Consider the following 24,502-nt stretch of genomic DNA (forward strand, 5'->3'; position numbering starts at 1 on the left):
CCCGGTGCGACTGGGGACACCGACACCGCGGGCCTCAGCCGGCGGTGCGCGCCGCAGCCGCGCGACCCCGGGCGGCGCGGCCCGCGGATCCCACGACGAGCACGACCGACACGGCCATGACCGCGAGGAACGCCCCCGGCAGGGCGGCGATGCCGAACCCGTCGAGCAGCGCGCCGCCCACGAGCGCGCCGCCACCGATGCCGACGTTGAACGCGGTCGTGTAGAAGGAGCTGGCCGTGTCGCGGAACGACGGGTGCGCGGCGTGCAGCATGCGCGTCTGGAGCAGGGTCGGGATCGCGCCGAACGCGAGGCCCCACAGGAGGAAGCCGGGGATCGCGACGACCCAGAGGCCGGGCGCGAACGCGAGCGCGCTGACGCCCAGCGCCGCCGCCGCGAGCCCCGCGAGCACGCCCAGCTGCGGGCGGCTCGCGAACACGGTGCCCGCGACGAGCAGCCCGACCGCGCCGGCGATCCCGTAGCCGAAGAGCATGGCGCTGAGCTGCTGCTCGGGGATCCGCATGACGCGCGTGACGAACGGGTCGACGTACGTGTACAGGCCGTAGTGGCCGATCATGATGACCATCGCCGTGAGGCACACGAGCAGCACGCCGCCGAGGCCCTGCCCGGCCATGCGCTGCCGCAGGCCGACGCGACCCCCCGCGGGCACGCCGTCGGGCGCCGCCCGCTCGGGCCGCCCGACCGCGGGCAGGAACCGCCACACGAGCAGGATCCCCAGGAGCGTGAGCACGCCGATCCCCGCGAACGCCGCCCGCCAGCCGAACGCCTGCCCGGCCGCGGTGCCGACCGGCACGCCGAGCACGAACGCGAGGCTGCCGCCGCCGACCGTGAGCGCGACCGCCCGCCCGATGAGCGCGGGCGGCACGAGGTGCGCGGAGTACGCGCCGACGACCGCCCAGAACAGGCCGTGCGCGAGGCCGCCGAGCACGCGCGTCGCGGTGACGAGCTCGAAGGTGGGCGCGATCGCCGTGAGGAGGTTGCTCGTCGCGAAGACGGCCAGCACCGCGAGCAGCAGCGCGTGCCGCGGGACCCGGCGGGTGAGGGCCGCGAGCGGCGCGCTGGAGACGACCACCGCGACCGCGAACACCGAGACGAGGAGGCCGACGCGCGACTCCTCGACGCCGAGGTCGCCGCTCATCCCGCTGAGGAGGCCCGTGGGCAGCATCTCGCTCGTGACGCTGAGGAACACGCACGCGGCGAGCGTGAGGATCCCGACCCAGGGGAAGCGGAACGACGGGTCGACGCCCGGTCGCGGGCGGCGGCGGCCGGAGCGCTCGGCGCGCTCGAGGTCGGGCAGGAATATGGGGGAGGTGTTCGTCATGGAGACCCACAGGACGTCGACGGCGGGAGTGCTCCCGGTGCCGGCGGGACCCGCGCAGCCAGTCGATAGCCTAGACGGATGACCGACCAGGCCACCCCCGCGCGTCCGCCGCACCGCGTCCTCGTCTTCTCCTGCGACGACCGCCCGGGCATCGTGCACGCCATCGCGGGCGCGATCGTCGAGGCCGGCGGCGACATCACCGAGTCGCAGCAGTTCTCGAGCGCCGACACGGGCCGGTTCTTCATGCGGCTGCAGATCCAGAGCGCCGCCGACGACGACCGGCTGGCCGACGCGCTCGCCGCGGTCGTCGAGCGCTACGACGCGACGTGGCACCTCGACGAGGTGGGCCGGCCGCTGCGCACGCTCGTCCTGGGATCCACCGCCGAGCACTGCGTGAACGACCTCCTGTTCCGGCAGCGCGCGGGCCAGCTGCCCGTCGACATCCCGCTCGTGCTCAGCAACCACGGCAAGCTGGCGGACCTCGCGGGCTTCTACGGCGTGCCGTTCGAGCACGTGCCCGTCACGGACGACGCGTCCAAGCGGGCGTTCGAGGAGCGCGTGATCCGCGCGGTCGAGGAGCACGACATCGAGCTGGTGGTGCTCGCGCGCTACATGCAGATCCTCTCCCCCGAGCTCTGCGCGCGGCACAGCGGCCGGATCATCAACATCCACCACTCCTTCCTGCCCGGCTTCAAGGGCGCGAACCCCTACAAGCAGGCGCACGCGCGCGGCGTGAAGCTCATCGGCGCGACCGCCCACTTCGTCACCAGCGATCTCGACGAGGGCCCGATCGTGGAGCAGAACGTCGTGCGCGTCGACCACTCGCGCAGCGCCCGCGAGCTCATGGCGATCGGCCAGGACGAGGAGTCGCGCACCCTCACGCAGGCCGTGCGCTGGTTCGCGGAGCACCGCGTGCTGCTCGACGGCGCGCGCACGATCATCTTCCGCTGACGCGCGCGCCGGGACGCCCGGCGCCGGCGCGCGACCGCCGACCGCGCCGGGCACGGACGCCGAGAGGGGCGGGTGCCTGCCGGCACCCGCCCCTCCGCGGTCGTCCGGTACGTCAACCGGATCAGCGGCTCACGTAGAGGTACTTCGGCGCGCTGGTCTTGGCTGCGTTCGCCGTGTCGCCCGCGTACGTCGCGGTGACCGCGTAGCGGCCCTTCGCGTACGCCGGCAGCTCGACGCGTCCGGTGCCGGACGCATCCAGCGTGACCTCGAACGAGTCGGCGCCGACCTTGACGGTGACGGTGCCCGTGGGCGCCGCCTTCGCCGCGCTGTCGACCTTCACCGTGACGACGGCCTTCTGCGCGCTGGTCAGCACGGCGGGCTTCACGCTCACCGTGATCGTGCTGGCCAGCTTGATCACGACGGGCTCGCTCGTCGCGGTGCCCGTGGGGCCCTCGGTCGGCTTCGCCGTCACGACGACGGTGATCGCCTTGCCCGCGACCGACGGCGAGACCTTGTAGGTCGCGCGCGTCTGGCCGGGGAGCGCCTTGCCGTCCGCGAACCACTGGTAGGAGTACTTCAGGCCCTCCTGGTCCCACGTGCCGGGCGACGCCGTGAGCGTCTGGCCGGCCACGGGCGTCCCGGTGATCACGGGCGGCGCGGTGGCCGCGGGCGCCGGGATGGCGCCGGACTCGACGCGGACGTAGGTCGTGGACGCGGAACCCGAGTAGGCCACGCGGCCCAGGTACGCGGTCTCGGGCTCGAGGTCGCTCCACGAGGCGGTGTAGGTGGCCGGCCGGCTCTGCACCGCGTCGATCGGGTTCGGGGACACCGTGAAGGCGCCCTCGTCCGTCGTCGTGGACAGGTCGAAGTGCGTGACCGTGTACGCCGCCGTGGTCGCGCCCGCCGGGATCGAGAACACGTCGACCGTGACCACGTAGGCGCCGGGATCCGGCGTCTCGATGGTCACGGACTCGTCGGCCGACGCGGTGGCCGACGTGTACGTCGTCGTCCTCCCGTCGGCGACGTGCGTCACCGTGAGGTCGAGGTCGGCGGCGTCGTCCGCGGAGTCGAGGTCGATCCGCGTGGCCAGCTGCCCCTCCGGCACGGTGACCGTGTAGGTCGCCTTCGCCTTCGCGGGGCCGGAGCCGGTGTACGGCGACGAGGCGTCCTTCGGGTCCGGGATCACGACGCCGCGGGCGAGGCCCTCGGCGGTGAGCGCGATGGGCCCGGTGGTGCCGGGCGTCACCGTGACGTCCACGGATCCGTCGATCCCGGTGCCCTGCACCTCGGCCGGGGCCGCGATGGAGACGGGGTTGACGGCGACGGGGCTGCGCACGACGTGGTCGGCGCTCGTCCAGGTGAGCGAGCCCGTGGCGTACTCGTCGACGGTCGCCGTGGTGCGCGTGAACGCGACCTCGAACGACTTGGTCTGACCCGCCTCGGTGAACTCGAGCGTGGAGGGCGACACGTCCGCCCGCACTCCGGCCAGGCCCTGCACGCTGGCCGTGTAGGTGCCGGGGCCCGTGGAGGTGACCTCGCGCGTCACTGTCTCGGAGCCCGTGAGGGTGCCGATCGCGATGCTCGCCAGGTTCAGCTCGGAGGGGTCGACGGGGTCGACGCCCGTCGCGTAGCCGAGGGCCACGAGGTACGCGCCCCAGTCGCTGCGGTCGTTGAGGTAGAGCAGGCCGGGGTCGAGGTAGCGGCGCGGGTCGACGTGACCGGCGCCCTGGGTGAACGGATCCGTGACCTTCGCGCCGTCCGCGTCCACCGTGTCGTACGCGGTGGTCATGAGGGCCGACTTGATCTCGGCGGGCGTCGCCTTCGGCTTCTCGCCGAGGTACAGCAGCGCGAGGCCGGCCACGTGCGGGGCCGCCATCGAGGTGCCGGACAGGAGCGCGAAGGTCGGCTCGCCGCCCTCGGCGTTGTTCGTCGCCGCGATGATCGAGACGCCGGGCGCCGTGACGTCGGGCTTCAGGATGTCGCTGCCGTCCGCGAGCACCGGGCCGCGCGAGCTGAAGCCGGCGACCTGCGGGGTCGGGGCGGAGACGCCCGTCGTGTTGTCGGGCACCAGCGTGACGGTCGCGCCGGGCGTGGCCGCGTACGCGGAGACCGCGGCGTAGACGTCCGCGTCGAGGTGGACGGTCGGCACGGAGTGCGTGTCGGCGTCGATCGAGTTGGGCGTCGGGTTCACGAGGACCATGCCGATGCCGCCCGCGCGCTCGACCTCGGCCGACTTCGCGACCCGGTCGAACGTGCCGCGCTCGCACAGGACGATCTTCCCCGCGGTCTTCGCGGGATCCAGCACGCCGGGCCCGCAGAGGGCCGGCGTGACCGCACCGGCCACGGCGACGGAGGCCGCCGTGACGAACGCGCCCGAGACCGGCTCGGTGACGGTGATGGACGAGCCCGCGAACTGCTGCCCGTCGCCGAGCTTCGCGGTGGCCTCGAAGTTGCCGGCGACCGTGCTCGCGCCGACCGTGGTGATCCACGGCGACGCGTTGTCGAGCGTGGAGGCGCCGGGGCCGGAGTTGCCCGCGGAGGCGGAGACGAAGATGCCCGCGCTGGCGGCACCGAGGAACGCCGCGTCGGTCGCGGAGAACGTGGTCTCCGCGGATCCGCCGCCGATGGAGTAGTTGATGACGTCGACGCCGTCCTCGGTCGCCTGCTCGATGGCGGCGACGAGGTCGGCACCCGCGCAGCCGTCGTCGGTCTGCACGGAGCCGTCGGGGCCCGACCAGCAGACCTTGTACGCGGCGATCTTGGACGCGGGCGCGACGCCCGAGATCTCGCCGAGCGGGTTGCCGTCGATGGTGGCCTCCACGCCGGCCTCGCCCGCCGCGGTGGACGCGGTGTGCGAGCCGTGTCCGTCGCCGTCGCGCGGGGAGACGTACTCGCCCGTGCTCGCGTTCCCGATGTTCGCCTTGCCGAAGCCGTCCACGAAGTAGCGGGCGCCGACGATCTTGGTGCTGCAGTCGTCCGCGGTGAACTGCTCGCCGGTCTGGCAGACGCCGGTGAACTGCGTGCCGTCGCCCTTGTCGAAGCGGATCGTCGATCCGTCCCGGTAGGGCTCGTCGCCCGCCGCGGTCCCGAGCGGCTCGCCCGCGAAGGACGGGTTCTCGGGCGCGATGCCCGTGTCGATGACGCCGATGACGGCGCCCTCGCCCGCGTCCTCCTGGCCGCCCGTCTTCGCCCAGACGCCGTCCGGGCCGGTGAGCCCGAGGAAGTCGGCCGCGGGGGTGGAGGTGGGGTGGTAGATCCGGTCGGGCTCGACGCTCAGGACCTTCCGGTCGCTCGTGAGCGCCGACGCCTGCTCGGCGGTGAGGTCGGCCGAGAAGCCGTTGACCGTGAGGGAGTACGAGTAGTCGATGTCGGCGCCGACGCTGGCGGCGACATCCTCCTGCTGGCCCTCGAGGTAGTCCGTGTACTCCGAGACGGGAGCGGACCGCGCGTCGAGCTGCGTGCCCGGGCGGGCCTCGGTGGCGGGGAGTCCGGAGACCCCGCCCTGATAGGTCACTGCGGCCTCGTCGGCGAGGGTCACGATGTAGCGGCCGTCCTGCAGGTCGGACGCCGGCGTCGCGACGTGCGGGGCCGAGGCGGCGAAAGCGCCGCCCGCTCCGAACGTGACGAGGCCGGCGGCGACGAGGGCGGTGGCGGCGACGGAGGCCGTCGCCCTGCGCAGGGATGATGCGCGGTCGGACTCCGAGCGGAGCCGGGGGGAGCGTGGGATCACGAACACGTCCTTCGAGAGGGGATGAGTGGCCAGCGCGTACCCCGTGCGACACGCGCGAATCCTCAACATACCCCGGGTATTCACCCTGAGACCGGCCGGGTGTTACCGCCGTGTAACAGTTGCCCACCGCCCCAGAAGCCCGTCATGACGGCGCTCTCGCCCGATCGCGCGTCGCCGGAGCCGGATGGCGATCCCCTGCAGAGTGGCTGCCTTTCAGGAACCACCGTTCCCTCTCGTGTACGGGCGGGGTGCCGCGCGCACGACGGAGGGCGGGTGCCAGCCGGCACCCGCCCTCCGCTCGCCTCTCGCGACGATCAGCGCACGACGATCCTCTGCGCGCGGCTCGTGCCCCCGCCGACGAGGTGGTCGCCCGCGTAGGAGGCCTGCACCGTGCGCGTCCCCGGTGCGATGCCGGTGAGGTCCGTGCACCCGTTCCCGGAGCCGTCGAGGGGCACGTCGTGCTCCACGCCGTCGACGGTCACGCGCACCACGCCCGTGGCGGCCTGCTCCGCGGCCGAGGTCACCGACACCTGCACGTGCACGGTGCCGCTCGCCGCACCCCGCGGTTGCGTCGCCTGCAGGTGCACCGTCGCGACGTCCCGCGCGGTGATGGTCGGGCTCGTGGCGACCCCCGTCTGCCCGTCCGACGCGGTGGCCGTCACCTGGACGGCGAGCGCCGAGCCCGCGACCGCGGGGGTCACGCGGAACGTGGATCCCGTCGCCCCGGCGATCGGCGTGCCGTTCGACAGCCACTGCGTGACGAGCGTGACGCCCGCCGGGGTCCACGTGCCGGTCGACGCCGTCAGCGTCTGCCCGACGTCGGGCGTGCCGGCGATGGCGGGCGGCGCGCTCGCCACGGGTGCGGCCGCGGCGGCCAACGTCGTGACGTCGACCAGCGTGGTGGCGCCGGATCCGGAGTACGACACGAGCCCGAGGTATCGGGATCCCGCGGCGAGCCCGGACCACGACGCGGTGTACGTCGCCTTCCGGCCCTGGGCCACCGGGAGCTGCGCCGGGGTCACCGCGAAGGACCCCTGCCCGCCCGAGGCCCTGACGTCGAAGCGGGTCAGGTCGACGTCGGCCTTCGCGGCGGAGCCCGCGACCGTCTCGGCCTCCACCCCGATGACGTACGACCCGGCCGGGGGCGCCGTCACCACGACGCGCTCGGACGGCGAGGAGGTGACCTCCGTGTCCACCACCGTCCTCGTGCCGTCCGCCTCGACGCGCTCCAGCTGCATGGACAGGGCCGAGGCGCCGTCGCGCGGGATCGCGTCGAGCACCAGCGTCTTCTCGCCCGCGGCGACCGTCAGCGGGATCTCGAACTGCTCGCCCACCGCCAGGGACCCGCTCGGTCCCGTCGGCGATCCGGACGCGTCGTGGAGCACCTTCCCGGGTGCGAGCCCGGAGGCGGTGAGCCCGATCCGCCCGGTGACACCCGAGGTCACGGGCACGGCCACCTTGCCGGCGGTCCCGCTGCCCGTGACCGACGTCGGCGCGTCGAGCTCCTGCGGACGCACCGCGACGGGGCTGCGGACGGTGCCGCCCGGACCCGTCCACGTGAGCGACCCTGTCGTCCAGGCACCGGTGGCCGCTCCGGCCTTCGCCGTGATGCGCACCCGGAAGGACTTCGTCTGTCCCGGCGCCGTGAAGGTGAGCTTCGCCGGGCTGACCGTGACGTCGGCCCCGGCCACGCCCTGGACGGACGCGGTCCAGGTGCCCGCGGCCTGCGAGGTGACGCTGCGGGTGACGGTCGAGCTGCCGATGAGCTTCCCGACCGCGATGCTCGGCAGGTTCAGCTGCGACACCGGCACGGCCGCCGCGGGATGCGGCAGGTCGAGCCCGGTCTGGGCGGCGTACCCCGCCCAGTCCTTCGGGCCGCTCCGGTACACGAGGCCCGGGTGCAGGTAGCGCGCCGGCGCGATCTGCCCGGCTCCCTGGGCGAAGGGATCCGCGGTGGCCTTCCCCTGCGCGTCGAGGGTGTCCGTCGCGGTCGTCATCATCGCGGACTTGATCTCCGACGGCGTCGCCTTCGGGTTCACCCCGAGGTAGACGAGCGCGAAGCCGGCGATGTGCGGGGAGGACATCGAGGTCCCCGACTCGACGGCGAAGCCCGGCTTCCCGTCGATGTCCGCGTATGCGGCGGGGATGTCGACGCCCGGCGCCGTGAGGTCGGGCTTGATGATGTCGGCGCCGTCCGCGGTGTCGGGCCCGCGGGAGCTGAACCCCGCGACCTGGGGCGCCGGCGTGCGGACTCCGGTGGTGTTCCCCGGGGTCAGCGTCGCCGTGGCGCCGGCCTTGGCGGCGTACGCGACGATCGCTGGCCGGGCGTCCACGTCGACGTGCGCGGTCGGCACGGTGTGGGCGTCGAGGTCCTGCGAGTTCGCGTTCACGTTCGTGAGGACCATCCCGATCCCCCCGGCGCGCAGCACCTCGGCGCTCTTGTCGACGCGGGCCGAGACCCCGCGGTCGCACTGCACGATGCGGCCCTTCACCTTGGCCGGATCGAGCGTGCCCTTGCCGCACAGCTCGGGCTTGTCGGCACCCGCGACGCCGACGTCCGCGCCGCGGACCAGCGGGCCGGAGACGGGCGTGCGCACCGTGATCGACGCCGCCAGGAGCTTCTCGCCGGTGCCGAGCGTCAGCGTCGCCGAGTAGTTGTCGGGGACGCTGCTCGCGGCGACCGTGGTGACCCACGGCTCCAGGTTCGTCACGGAGCCCGCGCCGGGGCCGCTGTTCCCGGCGGACGCGGCGACGAAGATGCCCGCGGACGCCGCCCCGAGCAGAGCGCGCTGCTCCTCGTCGGCGGACTGTCCGGTCCCGCCCAGCGACATGTTGATGACGTCGACGCCGTCGGCCGTCGCCTGCTCGATCCCCGCGACGATGTCCGAGAGCTGGCAGCCGTCGTCCGTCTCGACGGTGGGATCGGGTCCCGACCAGCACACCTTGTAGGCGGCGATCCTGGCGGCGGGAGCCACGCCGGCGATGGCGTCCAGGGGGTGGCCCTGGATCTGCGCCGTCACGCCCGCGTCGCCCGCGGCCGTGCTGGCCGTGTGCGATCCGTGTCCCTCGGTGTCGAGGGGCGACCGCTTCTCCTGCGACCCCAGCGGGCTGCCCGCCGCGTCCCACCCGGCGATGAAGGAGCGTGCCCCGACGATCTTCGTCGAGCAGTCGGACGCGGCGAAGCCGTCCCCGGTCTCGCACTTCCCGTGGAAGACGCTCCCGTCGCCCTTGCGGAACGCGATGCCCGAGCCGTCGAGGTAGGGCTCGCTCCCGGGTGCGGACCCGAGCGGGGATCCCGCGAACGACGGGTTGTCCGGGGCGATGCCCGTGTCGAGGTCGGCGATGACCGTGCCCGCGCCCGCGTGGTCGGATCCGCCCACCGCGTCCCAGAGCCCCCCGCGCCCCTCGAGCCCGAGGAAGCGCGAGTCGGGGTTCGACTGCGTGTGCATGGTCTGGTCGGGCTCGACGCTCAGCACGTCGGCGTCGTGCGCGAGGGCCTTCACCTGGGCGGCGGTGAGCGAGGCCGAGAACCCGTTCGTCGTGAGGGAGTACTCGTGCGTGGGCGTCACGCCGATCGAGTCGGCGACGCTGTGCTGGGCCTTCGCGAGGTGGTCGGCGTAGCGCTGGACGGCGTCCGACTGCGCGTCGAGGCGCGCCCCGGCGTCGACCTTCGTGCGGGCGAGCCCATCGAGGGTCCCGTCGTAGGTCGCCGCGGGCTGGTCCCTGAGCGTGACGAGGTAGTGGCCGTCGGTGGCGTCGAGCGGCACGGCGGCCTGCGGGAGGACGGCGGCGCCGGCCGCGGTGCTCCCCGCGGCCACGAGCGCCAAAGCGACGACGCAGGCGGCGAGCGGACGGCCCGCGCGCAGGCGCCGCCTCCGATCGGGCCGGAGCGGGTCTCGGTGGATGGGCATGGCTGTTCCCTCCTGTCGCCGGCGTCGGCCGGCTCGTGGATCCGCGGAGCCCGACATGCGCAGGACGGCACGGGCCCCCGTCGCGGTGTCACGTCGTCGACGCGATGGCGAGAACCGTAGGGAGGAATCCACGGCCCCCGTTGACCCTCTGCACACGTGAGGTTCATGCGAGCATGCGAGAGGCCCCGCCCCTGGAACGGGTGCGGGGCCTCTCGGCGTGCGGCGGCGTCGGGTCGACGCCCGCGGGATCAGGCCAGGCGCGTCTGCAGGTTCTCCGCGAGCGACGCGAGGAACTCCTCGGTCGTCTGGTACGGCTGGTCCGGGCCGACGAGGAGCGCGAGGTCCTTCGTCATCTTGCCGCTCTCGACCGTCGTGATGACGACGTCCTCGAGGGTGTCCGCGAACGTCCTCAGCGCGTCGTTGCCGTCGAGCTTGGCGCGGTGCGCGAGACCCCGGGTCCAGGCGTAGATGGACGCGATGGGGTTCGTCGAGGTGGGCTTGCCCTGCTGGTGCTGGCGGTAGTGGCGCGTGACGGTGCCGTGCGCGGCCTCCGCCTCGACGACCTTGCCGTCGGGCGTGGTGAGCACGCTCGTCATGAGGCCGAGCGAGCCGAAGCCCTGCGCGACGGTGTCGGACTGCACGTCCCCGTCGTAGTTCTTGCACGCCCAGACGTAGCCGCCCTCCCACTTGAGCGAGGCGGCGACCATGTCGTCGATGAGCCGGTGCTCGTACGTGAGGCCGGCGGCGTCGAACTGCTCCTTGTACTCGGCCTCGAAGACCTCCTGGAACAGGTCCTTGAAACGGCCGTCGTAGGCCTTGAGGATCGTGTTCTTGGTGGAGAGGTAGACGGGGTAGTTGCGGGCGAGGCCGTACGAGAGCGACGCGCGCGCGAAGTCGCGGATCGAGTCGTCGAGGTTGTACATGCCCATCGCGACGCCGGATCCGGGGCTCTGGAACACCTCGAACTGCTGCGGCTCGGAGCCGTCCTTCGGCGTGAAGGTCATCGTGAGCGTGCCCTCGCCCTCGAAGCGGAAGTCGGTGGCGCGGTACTGGTCGCCGAACGCGTGGCGGCCGACGATGATCGGCTTGTTCCAGCCGGGCACGAGGCGCGGGATGTTGCTGATGATGATGGGCTCGCGGAAGATCGTGCCGCCCAGGATGTTGCGGATGGTGCCGTTCGGCGAGCGCCACATCCTCTTCAGGCCGAACTCCTCGACGCGCGCCTCGTCGGGCGTGATCGTCGCGCACTTGACGCCGACGCCGTGCTTCTTGATGGCGTTGGCCGCGTCGATCGTGATCTGGTCGTCGGTCTCGTCGCGCTTCTCGATGCCCAGGTCGTAGTACTCGAGGTCGATGTCGAGGTACGGGTGGATGAGCGTGTCCTTGATGGACTGCCAGATGATGCGCGTCATCTCGTCGCCGTCGAGCTCGACGACGGTCCCCTCTACCTTGATCTTCTCCACGAAGTCCTCCTCATGCTCGTCGGTCGCCTCCGTGCGCGTCTCCGTCGGCGCGCGCCGGGTCCGGCTCGTCGCCGGTGGATCCGTGGGCCAGCCTACCCGGCGGCCCCGCTCTCTCGACATCGAGACATCGGCGGGTCAGGGCCGGATCCGCGCCCGGGCGCCGCCTCCCGGCCCGGCATCCTGACCGGGCCTGCGGCACCTGGCCCGACGGAGGCCCGCCCGATACCCTGTGCCCATGAGCGACATGACCCTCGAAGAGCTGAGCGCCCGCACGATCGTGGCGGCCAACACGCTGACGCTCAAGCCGGGGCAGGAGAACTACGTCGCCCCCGTGTCGCACTCCATCGCCGAGGCCTACGTCAATCCCACCACCGCCTGGCCGCGCGTGGTCGTGGAGGACGGCGAGGTCGTCGGGTTCATCATGGGCAACTTCGACCCCGAGGCCCACGAGGAGATCTTCCGCAGCTGCATCTGGCGCATCAACGTCGACGCCGACGCGCAGGGCCACGGCGTGGGCCGGTTCGCGGTCCTCGCGCTCGCGGACGAGGCGCGCTCGCGCGGCTTCGACCGCCTCACGGTCGTGTGGGAGCCGGGCGAGGACGGCCCGGAGGAGTTCTTCACCCACGTCGGCTTCGAGGTCATCGGCGAGACCCAGTACGGCGAGGCCATCGGCGCCCTGGCGCTCTAGCGCGTGGCCGTCTTCGCCACCCCGGGCGAGTACACCGACCGGGTGCTCGAGGTCGTCGCCGAGATCCCCTCGGGTCGCGTCATGACCTACGGCGACGTCGCCGCCGTGTTCGGCCGCCGCGGCGCCCGGGCGGTGGGCATGGTGCTGCACTACCACGGCGCGGGGCTGCCCTGGTGGCGCGTGCTCCGGGCGGGCGGGCACCCGCCGACCGGGCTCGCCCGCGAGGCGCGCTCCCGCTACGAGGCCGAGGGCACGCCGCTCCTCGAGGCCCCGACGGACGCGGGCTACCGCGTCGACCTCACGGCGGCCCGCTGGTTCCCGTGATCCGCTGACGCACGACCACCGGCAGTCCGCCGACCGCCGTCCGCCTGGCGGCCGAGCACGGGTCATGCTCCGGGACCACGGTCGGGGCCTCGCGGCCGATGCGGGGAGCACGCCGCTCCGCTGGACTGGGAGCATGCCCCGCACCCGGTCCGTCCGCGCCCTCGCCGCCGCTCCCCTCGCGATCGCGATCGCGCTGCCCCTCGCCGGCTGCGGTGCGGCGAGCGCCGTCGGCGGGATGACCACGCCGGCGGACGCGCGCGTCTACGCCACCGCGGCCGACGCCGACGGCCGGATCCCGGCGTGGATCCCCGCGGACGCGACGGACGTCCGCATCAAGACGTCGCTCCGCGGCGAGGGCGCGATCCTCGAGTTCCGCTCCGCGACGCCGGCCGACCGGATGGGCTGCGCCGCCGCACCCGCCGACGCTCCCGCGCCGGCCGTGCAGGACACCTGGTGGCCGGATCCCTCCCCCGCCGCGGCCATGACGTGCGGCGACGGCTGGCTGGCCGCCGCGGACGGCGACGCCGTGCACGCGTGGCTCCCGAAGGGATCCCCCGCGCTCGACCTCTGATCGCGCGGGGCCCGGAGGCGACGCGGTCCGGGTGCCCCCCATGGGGACGCCCGGGCCGCGACCACGCGCCGGCGCTAGACCAGCGACTCCCGCCAGGCCGCGTGCAGCTGCGAGAAGCGGCCCGTGCCCTGGATGAGCGCGTCCGGCGTCCCGTCCTCGACGATGCGGCCCTGCTCCATGACGAGCACGCGGTCCGCGATCGCGACGGTCGAGAGCCGGTGGGCGATGATGATCGCCGTGCGGTCCGCGAGCAGCGTCGTGAGGCCCTGCTGCACGAGCCGCTCGCTCGGGATGTCGAGCGAGCTCGTCGCCTCGTCGAGGATCAGCACCGCCGGGTCCGCGAGGAACGCCCGCGCGAAGGAGATCAGCTGGCGCTGCCCCGCCGAGACCCGGCCGCCGCGCTTGTTCACGTCCGTGTCGTACCCGTCCGGCAGCGACTCGATGAACGTGTGCGCCCCCACGGCCTCGGCCGCCGCCTGGATCTCGCCCCGGGTCGCGTCGGGCTTGCCGATCGCGATGTTGTCGGCCACGGACCCGGAGAAGAGGTACGCCTCCTGCGTCACCATCACGATGGCGCGGCGCAGGTCCTTCGGATGCAGGTCGCGGAGGTCGATCCCGTCGAGCGCCACGCGCCCGTCGGACGGGTCGTAGAACCGCGAGATGAGCTTCGCGAGCGTGGTCTTGCCCGCGCCGGTGGATCCGACGAGCGCGATGGTCTGCCCCGCCGGCATGTCGAGGTCGAAGCGCGGCAGGATCGTCTTCCCCTTGCCGTAGCCGAACTCGACGCCCTCGAAGGAGACGTGGCCCGTGGACTCCCACAGGTCGACCGGCTGCACGGGATCTGGCACGCTCGGCTCCTCCTCGAGCACGCCCGAGACCTTCTCGAGCGCGGCCGACGCGGACTGGTAGCTGTTGTAGAACATCGCCATGTCCTGCGCCGGCCCGAAGAACTGGCGCGTGTAGAGCACGACCGCGAGCAGCGCGCCGATGCCGAGCTGCCCGTCCGCGACGCGCAGACCGCCGACCAGCAGCACCACGGCGACCGTGATGTTGCCGATGAGGATGAGGCCCGGGTCGAAGATGCCGAACACCTGGATCACGCGCATGTTGGTGTCGCGGTAGCCCTCCACGTGCTCGGAGAACTCCTCCGCGTTGCGCTTCTCCTTGCGGAAGGCCTTCACCGCGCGGATGCCCGTCATGGTCTCGACGAAGTGCACGATCAGCCGCGCGGACTTCACGCGCGTCTGGCGGAACAGCGCCTGCGACTTCACGGCGAACCAGAGGCTCAGGAAGAACAGCGGCACGAGCGCCGCGAGCAGCACGAGGCCCGACACCCAGTCGAAGGAGAACAGCGCGATCGCGGTGAACGCCATGTAGAGCGCGCCCTGCACGAGTTGGTTGATGCCGCCGTTCAGCAGCTCCCGGATCGAGTCGAGGTCGCTCGTCTGGCGGGAGATGATCCGGCCGGACGTGTACGTCTCGTGGAACTCCAGGCTCAGCTTCTGCGTGTGCAGGAACATGCGCTTGCGGAGGTCGATGAGGATCTCCTGCGCGATGCGGGCCGACATGACCTGGTACTTGGCCACCAGCACGGCGCCCGTGACCGCGACCAGGACGTACGCGCCGATGACGAGCGCGAGCAGCGTGGGATCGCCCGTGCGCACGAGCGACGGCAGCGCACGGTCGAGGCCGATGCCGATGAGGGCGGGGCCGGCGACGTTCGCGGCCGTGGCCACGAGGATCGTCGCGGCCGTGAGGATCAGCGTCCGCTTGACCGGCTGGACGGTGCTGACGAGCAGCCTGGTCGACCGACGGCGGATCTGCTTGCTCTCGGCGCGGGAGAAGTCGTCCCTCTCCTCGCCGGTGACTCCGGTGACGCTCATGCTGAGGCCTCGTCGCGCACGGTGTTCCCTTCCACGTCCAGGCTCGAGATGACGAACCGGTAGTGCTCGCTCGTGGCGAGCAGGTCGGAGTGCCGGCCGACCGCGGTGATGCGGCCGTCCTGCATGAGCGCCACCCGGTCCGCGAGCATCACGGTCGAGGGGCGGTGCGCCACGATCAGCGCGGTGGTGGAGGCCAGCACGCGGCGCAGCGCCGCCTCGACGAGCGCCTCCGTGTCGACGTCGAGCGCCGAGAGCGGGTCGTCGAGGACGAGCACGTCGGGTGCCGCCGCCACGGCCCGCGCGAGCGCGAGCCGCTGCCGCTGACCGCCGGAGAGGCTCAGCCCCTCCTCGCCCACGGTCGTCTCGACGCCGTCGGGCAGGTCGTGCACGAAGCCGGCCTGCGCGATGTCGAGCGCCTCCTGGAGCACGCGGTCCGCCTCGGGCCCGCCGTCCGCGAGGTCCGGCCGGCCGAGCAGCACGTTGTCGCGGACGCTCGAGGAGAACAGCGTCGCGTCCTCGAAGGCCATGGCGATGCGGCGGCGGAGCTCCTCGAGCCCGAGGTCGCGGATGTCCACGCCGTCGAGCTCGATGCTGCCGCCCGTCACGTCGTAGAGCCGGGTCGTGAGCGCCGTGAGCGTGGACTTGCCGCAGCCGGTGACGCCCACGAGCGCCATGGTCTCGCCCGGCTGGAGGTCGAGGTCGACCCCGTCGATCAGGTCGGGCTGGCCCGCGACGGCGTCCTGGTAGCGGAAGCGCGCGCCGCGGAAGACGAGGTGACCGCGGGGCTCCTGGATGCGCACGGGCGTCGCGAGATCCGTGATCACGTCGTCCTCGTCCATCACCTCGAAGTAGCGGTCGATGGCCGTGCGCGCGTCGAAGGTCATCGACAGGAGGAAGCCCACCGACTCGATCGGCCAGCGCAGCACCGCGGCGGTCGCGAAGAACGCCACCAGGTCGCCCACCGAGATCTGCCCGCCCGCCGCGAGCAGCACGCCGCCGAGCAACGCCAGCGCGAAGGTCAGGTCCGGCACCAGCAGCAGCCAGAGCCAGATGCCGGCGATGGCCTTCGCCTTCGTGATCTCCGTGCCGCGCAGCTCCTCCGCCTGCTCGGCGAACGCGTCGTGCATGTGCTTTCCGCGGCCGAACGCCTTGAGCACGCGGATCCCGTGGACGGACTGCTCGACGCTCGTGGCGAGGTCGCCGGACTGGTCCTGGCTGAGCCGCGCCACCGAGGAGTACTTCTGCTCGAAGAGGTAGCCGTAGACCCAGAGCGGGATGGAGCAGACGAGGAAGCCGAGGCCCAGTCGCCAGTCGATAGAGACCAGGAACCCGATGCCCACGAGGATCGTCAGGATGTTGACGATGAACAGCACCAGGCCGAACGCCATCCAGCGGCGGATGAGGTTGAGGTCGCTGACCATGCGCGACAGGAGCTGGCCGCTCTGCCACCGGTCGTGGAACGCGACCGGGAGCCGCTGCAGCTTCCGGTAGAAGGCGTTCCGCATGTCCGCCTCCATGAGCGTGCCGGGCTTCAGCACGAACCAGCGGCGGAGGGCGATCATGGCGGCCTCGAGGATCCCGAGCCCGAGGATCAGCAGCACCGCGGGCACCACGGCCGCGGAGTCGCCGTCGCCGAGCGGCCCGTCGACCAGCCCGCGGAGGACCTGCGGGATGACGAGCGACAGCAGCGAGCCGACGAGCGCCACCACCATGCCCGCGATGATGCTGGGCATGGCGGGCCGGGCGAACGGCAGCAGCCGCATCAGCACGGCGACGGTGCCGGGCCGGGGGCCGTGTCGCTCGGACGGCGCCTGGTCGTGCGATGCGGGCGGTGAGGTGGACACGTGTCATTCCTTCTAGTAGTCGTCCGAAGCGCGGCCGGACGTGGGGGAGGGCGCGCGCGTCAGGACGCGTGCGGCGGAGGATCGGAGGCGGGTGGATCTCGGGGAGCGAGCGGGGGTCCGCCGGGCGACCGGGGCGGGTTCGGTGGGGTGGACACGGGATCCGTGCAGCCGCGGCACGTGACCGCCGCCGCGCCGAGACGCCGACGCTACGGGAGGAGGGGCAGCGCGGCCGGCCCGACCGTGGAGATCGGCGGACGCGCACGCGACGCCGGGGCGTCGGGTGGGACCGGCAGCTAGCCGAGCGGGCCGCGGGACGCCGGGGCCACGGCAGCGGCCGGCGCGCCCATCGGGCTCGAGGTCGTGCGTGCGTCTGTCGTCGATGTCGTGGTCATGACACCCTCCCTGGCTGCGTATGCGATTCACGTGTGGGCCACACCGTCGGACCACGTGAGTGGCAGCTCCAGGCAGCCTTCCAGGATATGGACGGGGGGGACGCGCGCACAAGAGCCCGGCCCGCATCCGAGGATGCGGGCCGGGCTCAGATCGTGCGACGCGGACGTCGGGATATGCGGCCGACGGGCTATGCGGCCGCCCGGGCGATCGCGGTCAGCCGATGCGCACCGACAGGCAGGTGACGCAGCCCTCGAGCTTCTCGAACTCGCTGATGTCCACGGCGACGACCTCGTACCCCAGGTTGCGGAGCAGGTCGGCCGTGCGGGGTGCCGCGGCCGAGAGGAGGAGGGTGTCGTCGTCGAGTGCGACGACGGCCGTCCCCTCCGCCTCGGGCACGGGGAGGAACGACGGGAACAGACGCGTCTCGTCGACCAGCGGCTCGTACCCGATCACGGTGCCGTCCGGCAGCGCGGTGACCTGGGACTTGAGGTGGAGGGTCCTGGTGACCGGGACGCCCACCACGGCGTATCCGAGCGGCGCCGCGATCTCACGCAGGCGCTGGATCCCCGCGGCGTTGGTCCGGCTGCTCGCCCCGACGTAGAGCGTGCGCCCGACCTCGAGCACGTCTCCCCCGTCGATGGTCGCGGGCAGGTCGATCGACGTCACCTCGAGGTCCAGGTCCTCGAGCGCCCGCTCCACGCCGGTGCGCTCACCACGGCGCGAGTCGGCCCCGGAGGTGAGCAGCACGGCAGTGGTGCCGAGGACCAGCACCGCGTCCTCCACGAAGACCGAGTCGGGGTGGTCGTCGGCCGGCGGCACCTCGCGGGTGGACCACCCGCCCTCCTCGAGCGCGAGCACGTAGCGCTCCCACTGCTGGTCCGCGAGCTCCGAGTCGATGGGACGGCGGTCCAGGTGCGTCACCTCGCCCTCCGCGAGCCGCGAGGAGGGGATGCGCACGAGCGCGACGCCCTCCCGGGCGACCGCGTCACCCCCGGTTCCCCCGAGCCGGACCCACAGACGTCGACCCAGGAGGACGGACGCGAGCGAGACCCCGAGCACGAACATGAGGTTGAGGCCGAGGAGCGTCTCCAGCAGCGGGCCGACGATGTCGCCGGTGATGGTGGCGCCCTGGCCCATGGCGCCGACGAGGCTGCCGATCAGCGCGCCGGCGACCGCAGCGACGACGGAGCCGAGGATCGACGTCCACAGCCGGCGGTGCATCCCGACGCCCGCGAGGGCGGCGAGGAGCACGAACGCCACGAGCGTGTGGACGGTCCAGTAGTCGAGCAGGGTCACCAACACGGCGGCGCCCGGCTGGTTGGCGCTGAAGAGCGTCAGGACGCTGAAGAGGAGACCGAGGATCGCGGAGACGCCCGCGGAGACGAGGGCGGCGGACAACGCTCTGCCGAGCGGGACGCCGCCGCCCGCCCGCGCGGATCTCGCGTCGGGCTTCCGCGTGATCGCGGGAGTGCTGGAAGCGTCCCCCACCGCGGGGTCTCGGGGCTGGCCGGGCGTGCGGTCGTTCTCGCGGGATTCGGTCACGAACGACGACGATAACGGCACCTGTTATGACCGCCATGTGAGGGGCCTGACAGGTACAAAGCGATGGACGGCGGAACTGCACGGCGGTGAGCGCTGACCGCCGTGAGAGCGCCCGCCTTCCGGGGGCAGGAGCGAAGATGACGCGGAGATTCGCGTGCACAGAGCCAGCGAGCGTCGCGGGGCTGTCGTCGGCACGCCCGCCTCCGCTCGCACTGCCGCTCGCACTGCCCGTCGACGCGGAAATGCCCGCCGCACGATGTGCGACGGGCCTCCCCGATCATTCTCAAGTTAAGTCCGGCGGTGTCCTACTCTCCCACAGGGTCCCCCCTGCAGTACCATCGGCGCTGAGAGTCTTAGCTTCCGGGTTCGGAATGTGACCGGGCGTTTCCCTCTCGCTATGGCCGCCGAAACACCTCACACACACCCCGAAGGGGCATGAAATCTGTGATGAATCGACCAGTCAAGCTGGTTGTTCAATTAGTAGCCGACCGTATATCGGGAACCACATAGTGGACGCAAGCAAAGTGTTTTCAAAATATCGGCTTATTAGTACAGGTCAGCTCCACGAGTCTTTAGTCCTCGCTTCCACATCCTGCCTATCAACCCGGTAGTCTAGCCGGGAGCCTTCACCCTGAAAGGGATGGAAATCTCATCTCGAAGCCGGCTTCCCGCTTAGATGCTTTCAGCGGTTATCCGTTCCGAACGTAGCTAATCAGCGGTGCTCCTGGCGGAACAACTGACACACCAGAGGTTCGTCCATCCCGGTCCTCTCGTACTAGGGATAGATCTTCTCAAATTTCCTACGCGCGCAGCGGATAGGGACCGAACTGTCTCACGACGTTCTAAACCCAGCTCGCGTACCGCTTTAATGGGCGAACAGCCCAACCCTTGGGACCTACTCCAGCCCCAGGATGCGACGAGCCGACATCGAGGTGCCAAACCATGCCGTCGATATGGACTCTTGGGCAAGATCAGCCTGTTATCCCCGAGGTACCTTTTATCCGTTGAGCGACAGCGCTTCCACAAGCCACTGCCGGATCACTAGTCCCGACTTTCGTCCCTGCTCGACTTGTCAGTCTCACAGTCAAGCTCCCTTGTGCACTTACACTCGACACCTGATTACCAACCAGGTTGAGGGAACCTTTGGGCGCCTCCGTTACTCTTTAGGAGGCAACCGCCCCAGTTAAACTACCCACCAGGCACTGTCCCTGAACCGGATTACGGTTCGAAGTTAGATATCCAGAGTGACCAGAGTGGTATTTCAACAATGACTCCACCCGAACTAGCGTCCGAGCTTCACAGTCTCCCACCTATCCTACACAAGCCACACCGAACACCAATACCAAGCTGTAGTAAAGGTCACGGGGTCTTTCCGTCCTGCTGCGCGTAACGAGCATCTTTACTCGTAGTGCAATTTCGCCGAGTTCGCGGTTGAGACAGCTGGGAAGTCGTTACGCCATTCGTGCAGGTCGGAACTTACCCGACAAGGAATTTCGCTACCTTAGGATGGTTATAGTTACCACCGCCGTTTACTGGGGCTTAAATTCTCAGCTTCGCACTTACGTGCTAACCGTTCCTCTTAACCTTCCAGCACCGGGCAGGCGTCAGTCCGTATACATCGTCTTGCGACTTAGCACGGACCTGTGTTTTTAGTAAACAGTCGCTTCCCACTGGTCTCTGCGGCCTTCAAACGCTTCAGGAGTAAATCCCTACACGCCTCAGGCCCCCCTTCTCCCGAAGTTACGGGGGCATTTTGCCGAGTTCCTTAACCACGATTCTCTCGATCTCCTTAGTATTCTCTACCTGACCACCTGAGTCGGTTTGGGGTACGGGCGATTGGAACCTCGCGTCGATGCTTTTCTCGGCAGCATAGGATTACTGATTTCGTCCGTGAGGACTACCCATCGGGTCTCAGGCTACATAGAAGACGGATTTGCCTATCTTCTGCCCTACATCCTTAGACCGGGACAACCATCGCCCGGCTCAGCTACCTTCCTGCGTCACACCTGTTAATACGCTAAACGCCCCAGCGTAGGGTCGTGTGCTAGGCCAAGACCGTCACCCCGAAGGGATCGAATCAAGGATTCAGACACTTAGCATTACTGGCTTGTCTTGGGCGGTTCTTCATCGGTACGGGAATATCAACCCGTTGTCCATCGACTACGCCTGTCGGCCTCGCCTTAGGTCCCGACTTACCCAGGGCGGATTAGCCTGGCCCTGGAACCCTTGGTCTTTCGGAGGACGGGTTTCTCACCCGTCTTTCGCTACTCATGCCTGCATTCTCACTCGTGTGGCCTCCACGGCTGGTTCACACCGCCGCTTCGCTGGCCACACGACGCTCTCCTACCCATCCATACGGCTGGACCACGAAGGCCTGCCTATAATATAAATGCCACAACTTCGGTGGCGTGCTTGAGCCCCGTTACATTGTCGGCGCGGAATCACTTGACCAGTGAGCTATTACGCACTCTTTCAAGGGTGGCTGCTTCTAAGCCAACCTCCTGGTTGTCTATGCAACTCCACATCCTTTCCCACTTAGCACGCGCTTAGGGACCTTAGATGGTGGTCTGGGTTGTTTCCCTCTCGACGATGAAGCTTATCCCCCACCGTCTCACTGCTGCGCTCTCACTTACCGGCATTCGGAGTTTGGCTGAAGTCAGTAACCTTTTGGGGCCCATCGTCCATCCAGTAGCTCTACCTCCGGCAAGAAACACGCAACGCTGCACCTAAATGCATTTCGGAGAGAACCAGCTATCACGAAGTTTGATTGGCCTTTCACCCCTATCCACAGCTCATCCCCTCCATTTTCAACTGAAGTGGGTTCGGTCCTCCACGACGTCTTACCGTCGCTTCAACCTGGCCATGGATAGATCACTTCGCTTCGGGTCTAGAACATGCGACTCATACGCCCTATTAAGACTCGCTTTCGCTACGGCTGCCCCTCACGGGTTAACCTCGCCACATATCACTAACTCGCAGGCTCATTCTTCAAAAGGCACGCTGTCACACCAACAAGGGTGCTCCAACGGTTTGTAAGCAAACGGTTTCAGGTACTATTTCACTCCCCTCCCGGGGTACTTTTCACCTTTCCCTCACGGTACTTGTCCGCTATCGGTCATCTGGGAGTATTTAGGCTTATCAGGTGGTCCTGACAGATTCACACGGGATTTCTCGGGCCCCGTGCTACTTGGGATACTCTCCGGACAGGCGACGACATTTCGACTACGGGGTTCGCACCCTCTATGACTGGCCTTTCAAGACCATTCGCCTATATCGCGCTCATTGCCCTCACAGCTCGGTAGAACTGTACGGAAAGTCCCGCAACCCCGACCATGCAACTCCTACCGGATATCACACATGATCGGTTTGGCCTCTTCCGGTTTCGCTCGCCACTACTAACGGAATCGCTTTTGCTTTCTCTTCCTGTGGGTACTGAGATGTTTCACTTCCCCACGTTCCCTCTACCCACCCTATATATTCAGGCGGGAGTCACCAGGTCACCCAAAGGGCCTGGCGGGGTTTCCCCATTCGGAGATCCTCGGATCACAGCTCTATTATCAGCTCCCCGAGGCTTATCGCAGATTTATACGTCCTTCTTCGGCTCCAGATGCCAAGGCATCCACCGTTTGCTCTTAGAATCTTGAAATCACATGAGATTGAATCGTTTCGCCTCCCCTAGAGGAGACAGAATTGACCAATGATCTATAAATAGATCTTTGTGATCCACCGGAAAACCGGTGAATCTAAGATGCTCGCGTCCACTGTGTAGTTCTCAATATACGGGCGGTACCCCACCACCATCCACGAAAGGACGACGGAAAGGGTCCGACAAGAAACCAGACACACCCGAAGGTGCGGCCCGGTCCCTCAGGACCCAACAGCGTGCAACATGCCCTCGACACACCAGACCGCGTTCCCACCCCACAAGGAGGCGTACTAGCAGCCCGACACATCAGCCGGCATCAATGTCAATGTTCCACCCATGAGCGCCACCACCAGGACATACGCCTGACGCGTGACTTGGCACCGTGATCTCCCTGTATACAGAGGAGAGGTGCACATGCTCCTTAGAAAGGAGGTGATCCAGCCGCACCTTCCGGTACGGCTACCTTGTTACGACTTAGTCCTAATCACCGATCCCACCTTCGACAGCTCCTCCCTTGCGGTTAGGCCACTGGCTTCGGGTGTTACCGACTTTCATGACTTGACGGGCGGTGTGTACAAGGCCCGGGAACGTATTCACCGCAGCGTTGCTGATCTGCGATTACTAGCGACTCCGACTTCATGAGGTCGAGTTGCAGACCTCAATCCGAACTGAGACCGGCTTTTTGGGATTCGCTCCACCTTACGGTATCGCAGCCCTTTGTACCGGCCATTGTAGCATGCGTGAAGCCCAAGACATAAGGGGCATGATGATTTGACGTCATCCCCACCTTCCTCCGAGTTGACCCCGGCAGTCTCCTATGAGTTCCCACCATGACGTGCTGGCAACATAGAACGAGGGTTGCGCTCGTTGCGGGACTTAACCCAACATCTCACGACACGAGCTGACGACAACCATGCACCACCTGTATACCGACCTTGCGGGGCACACATCTCTGCATGTTTCCGGTATATGTCAAGCCTTGGTAAGGTTCTTCGCGTTGCATCGAATTAATCCGCATGCTCCGCCGCTTGTGCGGGCCCCCGTCAATTCCTTTGAGTTTTAGCCTTGCGGCCGTACTCCCCAGGCGGGGAACTTAATGCGTTAGCTGCGACACGGAGACCGTGGAATGGCCCCCACATCTAGTTCCCAACGTTTACGGCATGGACTACCAGGGTATCTAATCCTGTTCGCTCCCCATGCTTTCGCTCCTCAGCGTCAGTTACGGCCCAGAGATCTGCCTTCGCCATCGGTGTTCCTCCTGATATCTGCGCATTCCACCGCTACACCAGGAATTCCAATCTCCCCTACCGCACTCTAGTCTGCCCGTACCCACTGCAGACCCGAGGTTGAGCCTCGGGATTTCACAGCAGACGCGACAAACCGCCTACGAGCTCTTTACGCCCAATAATTCCGGACAACGCTTGCACCCTACGTATTACCGCGGCTGCTGGCACGTAGTTAGCCGGTGCTTTTTCTGCAGGTACCGTCACTTTCGCTTCTTCCCTACTAAAAGAGGTTTACAACCCGAAGGCCGTCATCCCTCACGCGGCGTTGCTGCATCAGGCTTGCGCCCATTGTGCAATATTCCCCACTGCTGCCTCCCGTAGGAGTCTGGGCCGTGTCTCAGTCCCAGTGTGGCCGGTCACCCTCTCAGGCCGGCTACCCGTCGTAGGCTTGGTGAGCCATTACCTCACCAACAACCTGATAGGCCGCGAGTCCATCCCCAACCGAAATTCTTTCCACGACCAGACCATGCGGCCAGTCGTCATATCCGGTATTAGCTACCATTTCTAGCAGTTATCCCAGAGTCGGGGGCAGGTTACTCACGTGTTACTCACCCGTTCGCCACTGATCCGCCAGAGCAAGCTCTGACATCACCGTTCGACTTGCATGTGTTAAGCACGCCGCCAGCGTTCGTCCTGAGCCAGGATCAAACTCTCCATAAATGCTTAAACGCACGACCACCCGAAAGCGATCGGCACATCTAAAGCCGGACGTGAACGGGAATCGAACACGAACCAGCAAGTTTGAAACCGACAGAACAAATCATTACTGACTTGCTTGTTTGTTTTAAATGTATTCCAAAGGAATCCGAAACGAGCATCCGAAGGACACCCGCAACGGGTATTTGGCATTTGACATTGTGCACGCTGTTGAGTTCTCAAGGAACGGACGCTCCCGACACCGACCATCACAGCCAGCCATCGGAGCTCACAC

11 protein-coding genes and 3 rRNA genes are annotated in these 24,502 nt (G+C 68.7%); 4 read left to right on the plus strand and 10 right to left on the minus strand.

Annotated features, from left to right (window positions below; genetic code table 11):
- Positions 1–34: 34 nt before the first annotated feature.
- Positions 35–1,339, minus strand: coding sequence for an MFS transporter (locus tag CMN_RS12300; protein WP_015491128.1), 1,305 nt, complete (start codon positions 1,337–1,339; stop codon positions 35–37).
- A gap of 78 nt (positions 1,340–1,417) precedes the next feature.
- Between CMN_RS12300 and purU the strand changes: the two genes are divergently transcribed.
- Positions 1,418–2,290 carry a formyltetrahydrofolate deformylase gene (purU, locus tag CMN_RS12305; protein WP_015491129.1) on the plus strand — a complete coding sequence of 291 codons (873 nt, stop codon included), beginning with the start codon at positions 1,418–1,420 and terminating at the stop codon, positions 2,288–2,290.
- 121 nt (positions 2,291–2,411) lie between these two features.
- Here purU and CMN_RS12310 read toward each other — a convergent pair whose 3' ends face one another.
- The 3 genes from CMN_RS12310 to CMN_RS12320 form a co-directional block, all read right to left on the minus strand.
- Positions 2,412–6,026, minus strand: a complete 3,615-nt coding sequence (locus CMN_RS12310) for a S8 family serine peptidase (protein WP_015491130.1) — start codon at positions 6,024–6,026, stop codon at positions 2,412–2,414.
- Positions 6,027–6,334: 308 nt separating this feature from the next.
- Positions 6,335–9,931 carry a S8 family serine peptidase gene (locus CMN_RS12315; protein ID WP_015491131.1) on the minus strand — a complete coding sequence of 1,199 codons (3,597 nt, stop codon included), beginning with the start codon at positions 9,929–9,931 and terminating at the stop codon, positions 6,335–6,337.
- Between the two features lie 248 nt (positions 9,932–10,179).
- On the minus strand, positions 10,180–11,394 hold the full coding sequence (locus tag CMN_RS12320) for an NADP-dependent isocitrate dehydrogenase (RefSeq protein ID WP_015491132.1): 1,215 nt from the start codon (positions 11,392–11,394) through the stop codon (positions 10,180–10,182).
- A gap of 235 nt (positions 11,395–11,629) precedes the next feature.
- Here CMN_RS12320 and CMN_RS12325 point away from each other — a divergent pair, with 235 nt between their 5' ends.
- The 3 genes from CMN_RS12325 to CMN_RS12335 all read left to right on the plus strand — a co-directional run bounded on the left by CMN_RS12325 (position 11,630) and on the right by CMN_RS12335 (position 12,977).
- Positions 11,630–12,082, plus strand: coding sequence for a GNAT family N-acetyltransferase (locus CMN_RS12325; protein ID WP_015491133.1), 453 nt, complete (start codon positions 11,630–11,632; stop codon positions 12,080–12,082).
- 3 nt (positions 12,083–12,085) lie between these two features.
- Complete coding sequence (locus tag CMN_RS12330) at positions 12,086–12,406, plus strand: MGMT family protein (RefSeq protein ID WP_015491134.1); 321 nt, start codon at positions 12,086–12,088, stop codon at positions 12,404–12,406.
- Between the two features lie 133 nt (positions 12,407–12,539).
- Positions 12,540–12,977, plus strand: a complete 438-nt coding sequence (locus CMN_RS12335) for a hypothetical protein (RefSeq protein ID WP_227077689.1) — start codon at positions 12,540–12,542, stop codon at positions 12,975–12,977.
- Positions 12,978–13,051: 74 nt separating this feature from the next.
- On the opposite strand, the gene CMN_RS12340 is transcribed toward CMN_RS12335, so the two are convergent.
- The 6 genes from CMN_RS12340 to CMN_RS12365 all read right to left on the minus strand — a co-directional run bounded on the left by CMN_RS12340 (position 13,052) and on the right by CMN_RS12365 (position 24,231).
- A complete protein-coding gene (locus CMN_RS12340) occupies positions 13,052–14,860 on the minus strand; it encodes an ABC transporter ATP-binding protein (RefSeq protein ID WP_015491136.1) in 1,809 nt (602 codons plus the stop codon).
- A complete protein-coding gene (locus CMN_RS12345; RefSeq protein ID WP_165583297.1) occupies positions 14,857–16,623 on the minus strand; it encodes an ABC transporter ATP-binding protein in 1,767 nt (588 codons plus the stop codon). The genes CMN_RS12340 and CMN_RS12345 overlap by 4 nt, the downstream gene beginning before the upstream one ends.
- Before the next feature lie 687 nt (positions 16,624–17,310).
- Positions 17,311–18,639: a dimethylargininase gene (gene ddaH / locus CMN_RS15445; RefSeq protein WP_269446368.1), complete on the minus strand. Its 1,329-nt coding sequence runs from the start codon at positions 18,637–18,639 to the stop codon at positions 17,311–17,313.
- 292 nt (positions 18,640–18,931) lie between these two features.
- Positions 18,932–19,048, minus strand: a 5S ribosomal RNA gene (rrf, locus tag CMN_RS12355).
- Positions 19,049–19,165: 117 nt separating this feature from the next.
- Positions 19,166–22,285: ribosomal RNA gene (locus CMN_RS12360) — 23S ribosomal RNA — on the minus strand.
- Positions 22,286–22,710: 425 nt separating this feature from the next.
- Positions 22,711–24,231: ribosomal RNA gene (locus CMN_RS12365) — 16S ribosomal RNA — on the minus strand.
- Together the 16S, 23S and 5S rRNA genes form the textbook arrangement of a ribosomal RNA operon.
- Between the last annotated feature and the right edge of the window lie 271 nt (positions 24,232–24,502).

This window comes from Clavibacter nebraskensis NCPPB 2581 (assembly GCF_000355695.1).
GTDB classification, from domain to species: Bacteria; Actinomycetota; Actinomycetes; order Actinomycetales; family Microbacteriaceae; genus Clavibacter; species Clavibacter nebraskensis.

Coding starts and splice junctions, on each gene's coding strand:
- CMN_RS12325 (WP_015491133.1), top strand. CDS start 11,630: ATGAGCGACATGACCCTCGAAGAGCTGAGCGCCCGCACGATCGTGGCG.
- CMN_RS12340 (WP_015491136.1), bottom strand. CDS start 14,860: ATGAGCGTCACCGGAGTCACCGGCGAGGAGAGGGACGACTTCTCCCGC.
- CMN_RS12335 (WP_227077689.1), top strand. CDS start 12,540: ATGCCCCGCACCCGGTCCGTCCGCGCCCTCGCCGCCGCTCCCCTCGCG.
- CMN_RS12345 (WP_165583297.1), bottom strand. CDS start 16,623: ATGCGGCTGCTGCCGTTCGCCCGGCCCGCCATGCCCAGCATCATCGCG.
- CMN_RS12315 (WP_015491131.1), bottom strand. CDS start 9,931: ATGCCCATCCACCGAGACCCGCTCCGGCCCGATCGGAGGCGGCGCCTG.
- purU (WP_015491129.1), top strand. CDS start 1,418: ATGACCGACCAGGCCACCCCCGCGCGTCCGCCGCACCGCGTCCTCGTC.
- CMN_RS12300 (WP_015491128.1), bottom strand. CDS start 1,339: ATGACGAACACCTCCCCCATATTCCTGCCCGACCTCGAGCGCGCCGAG.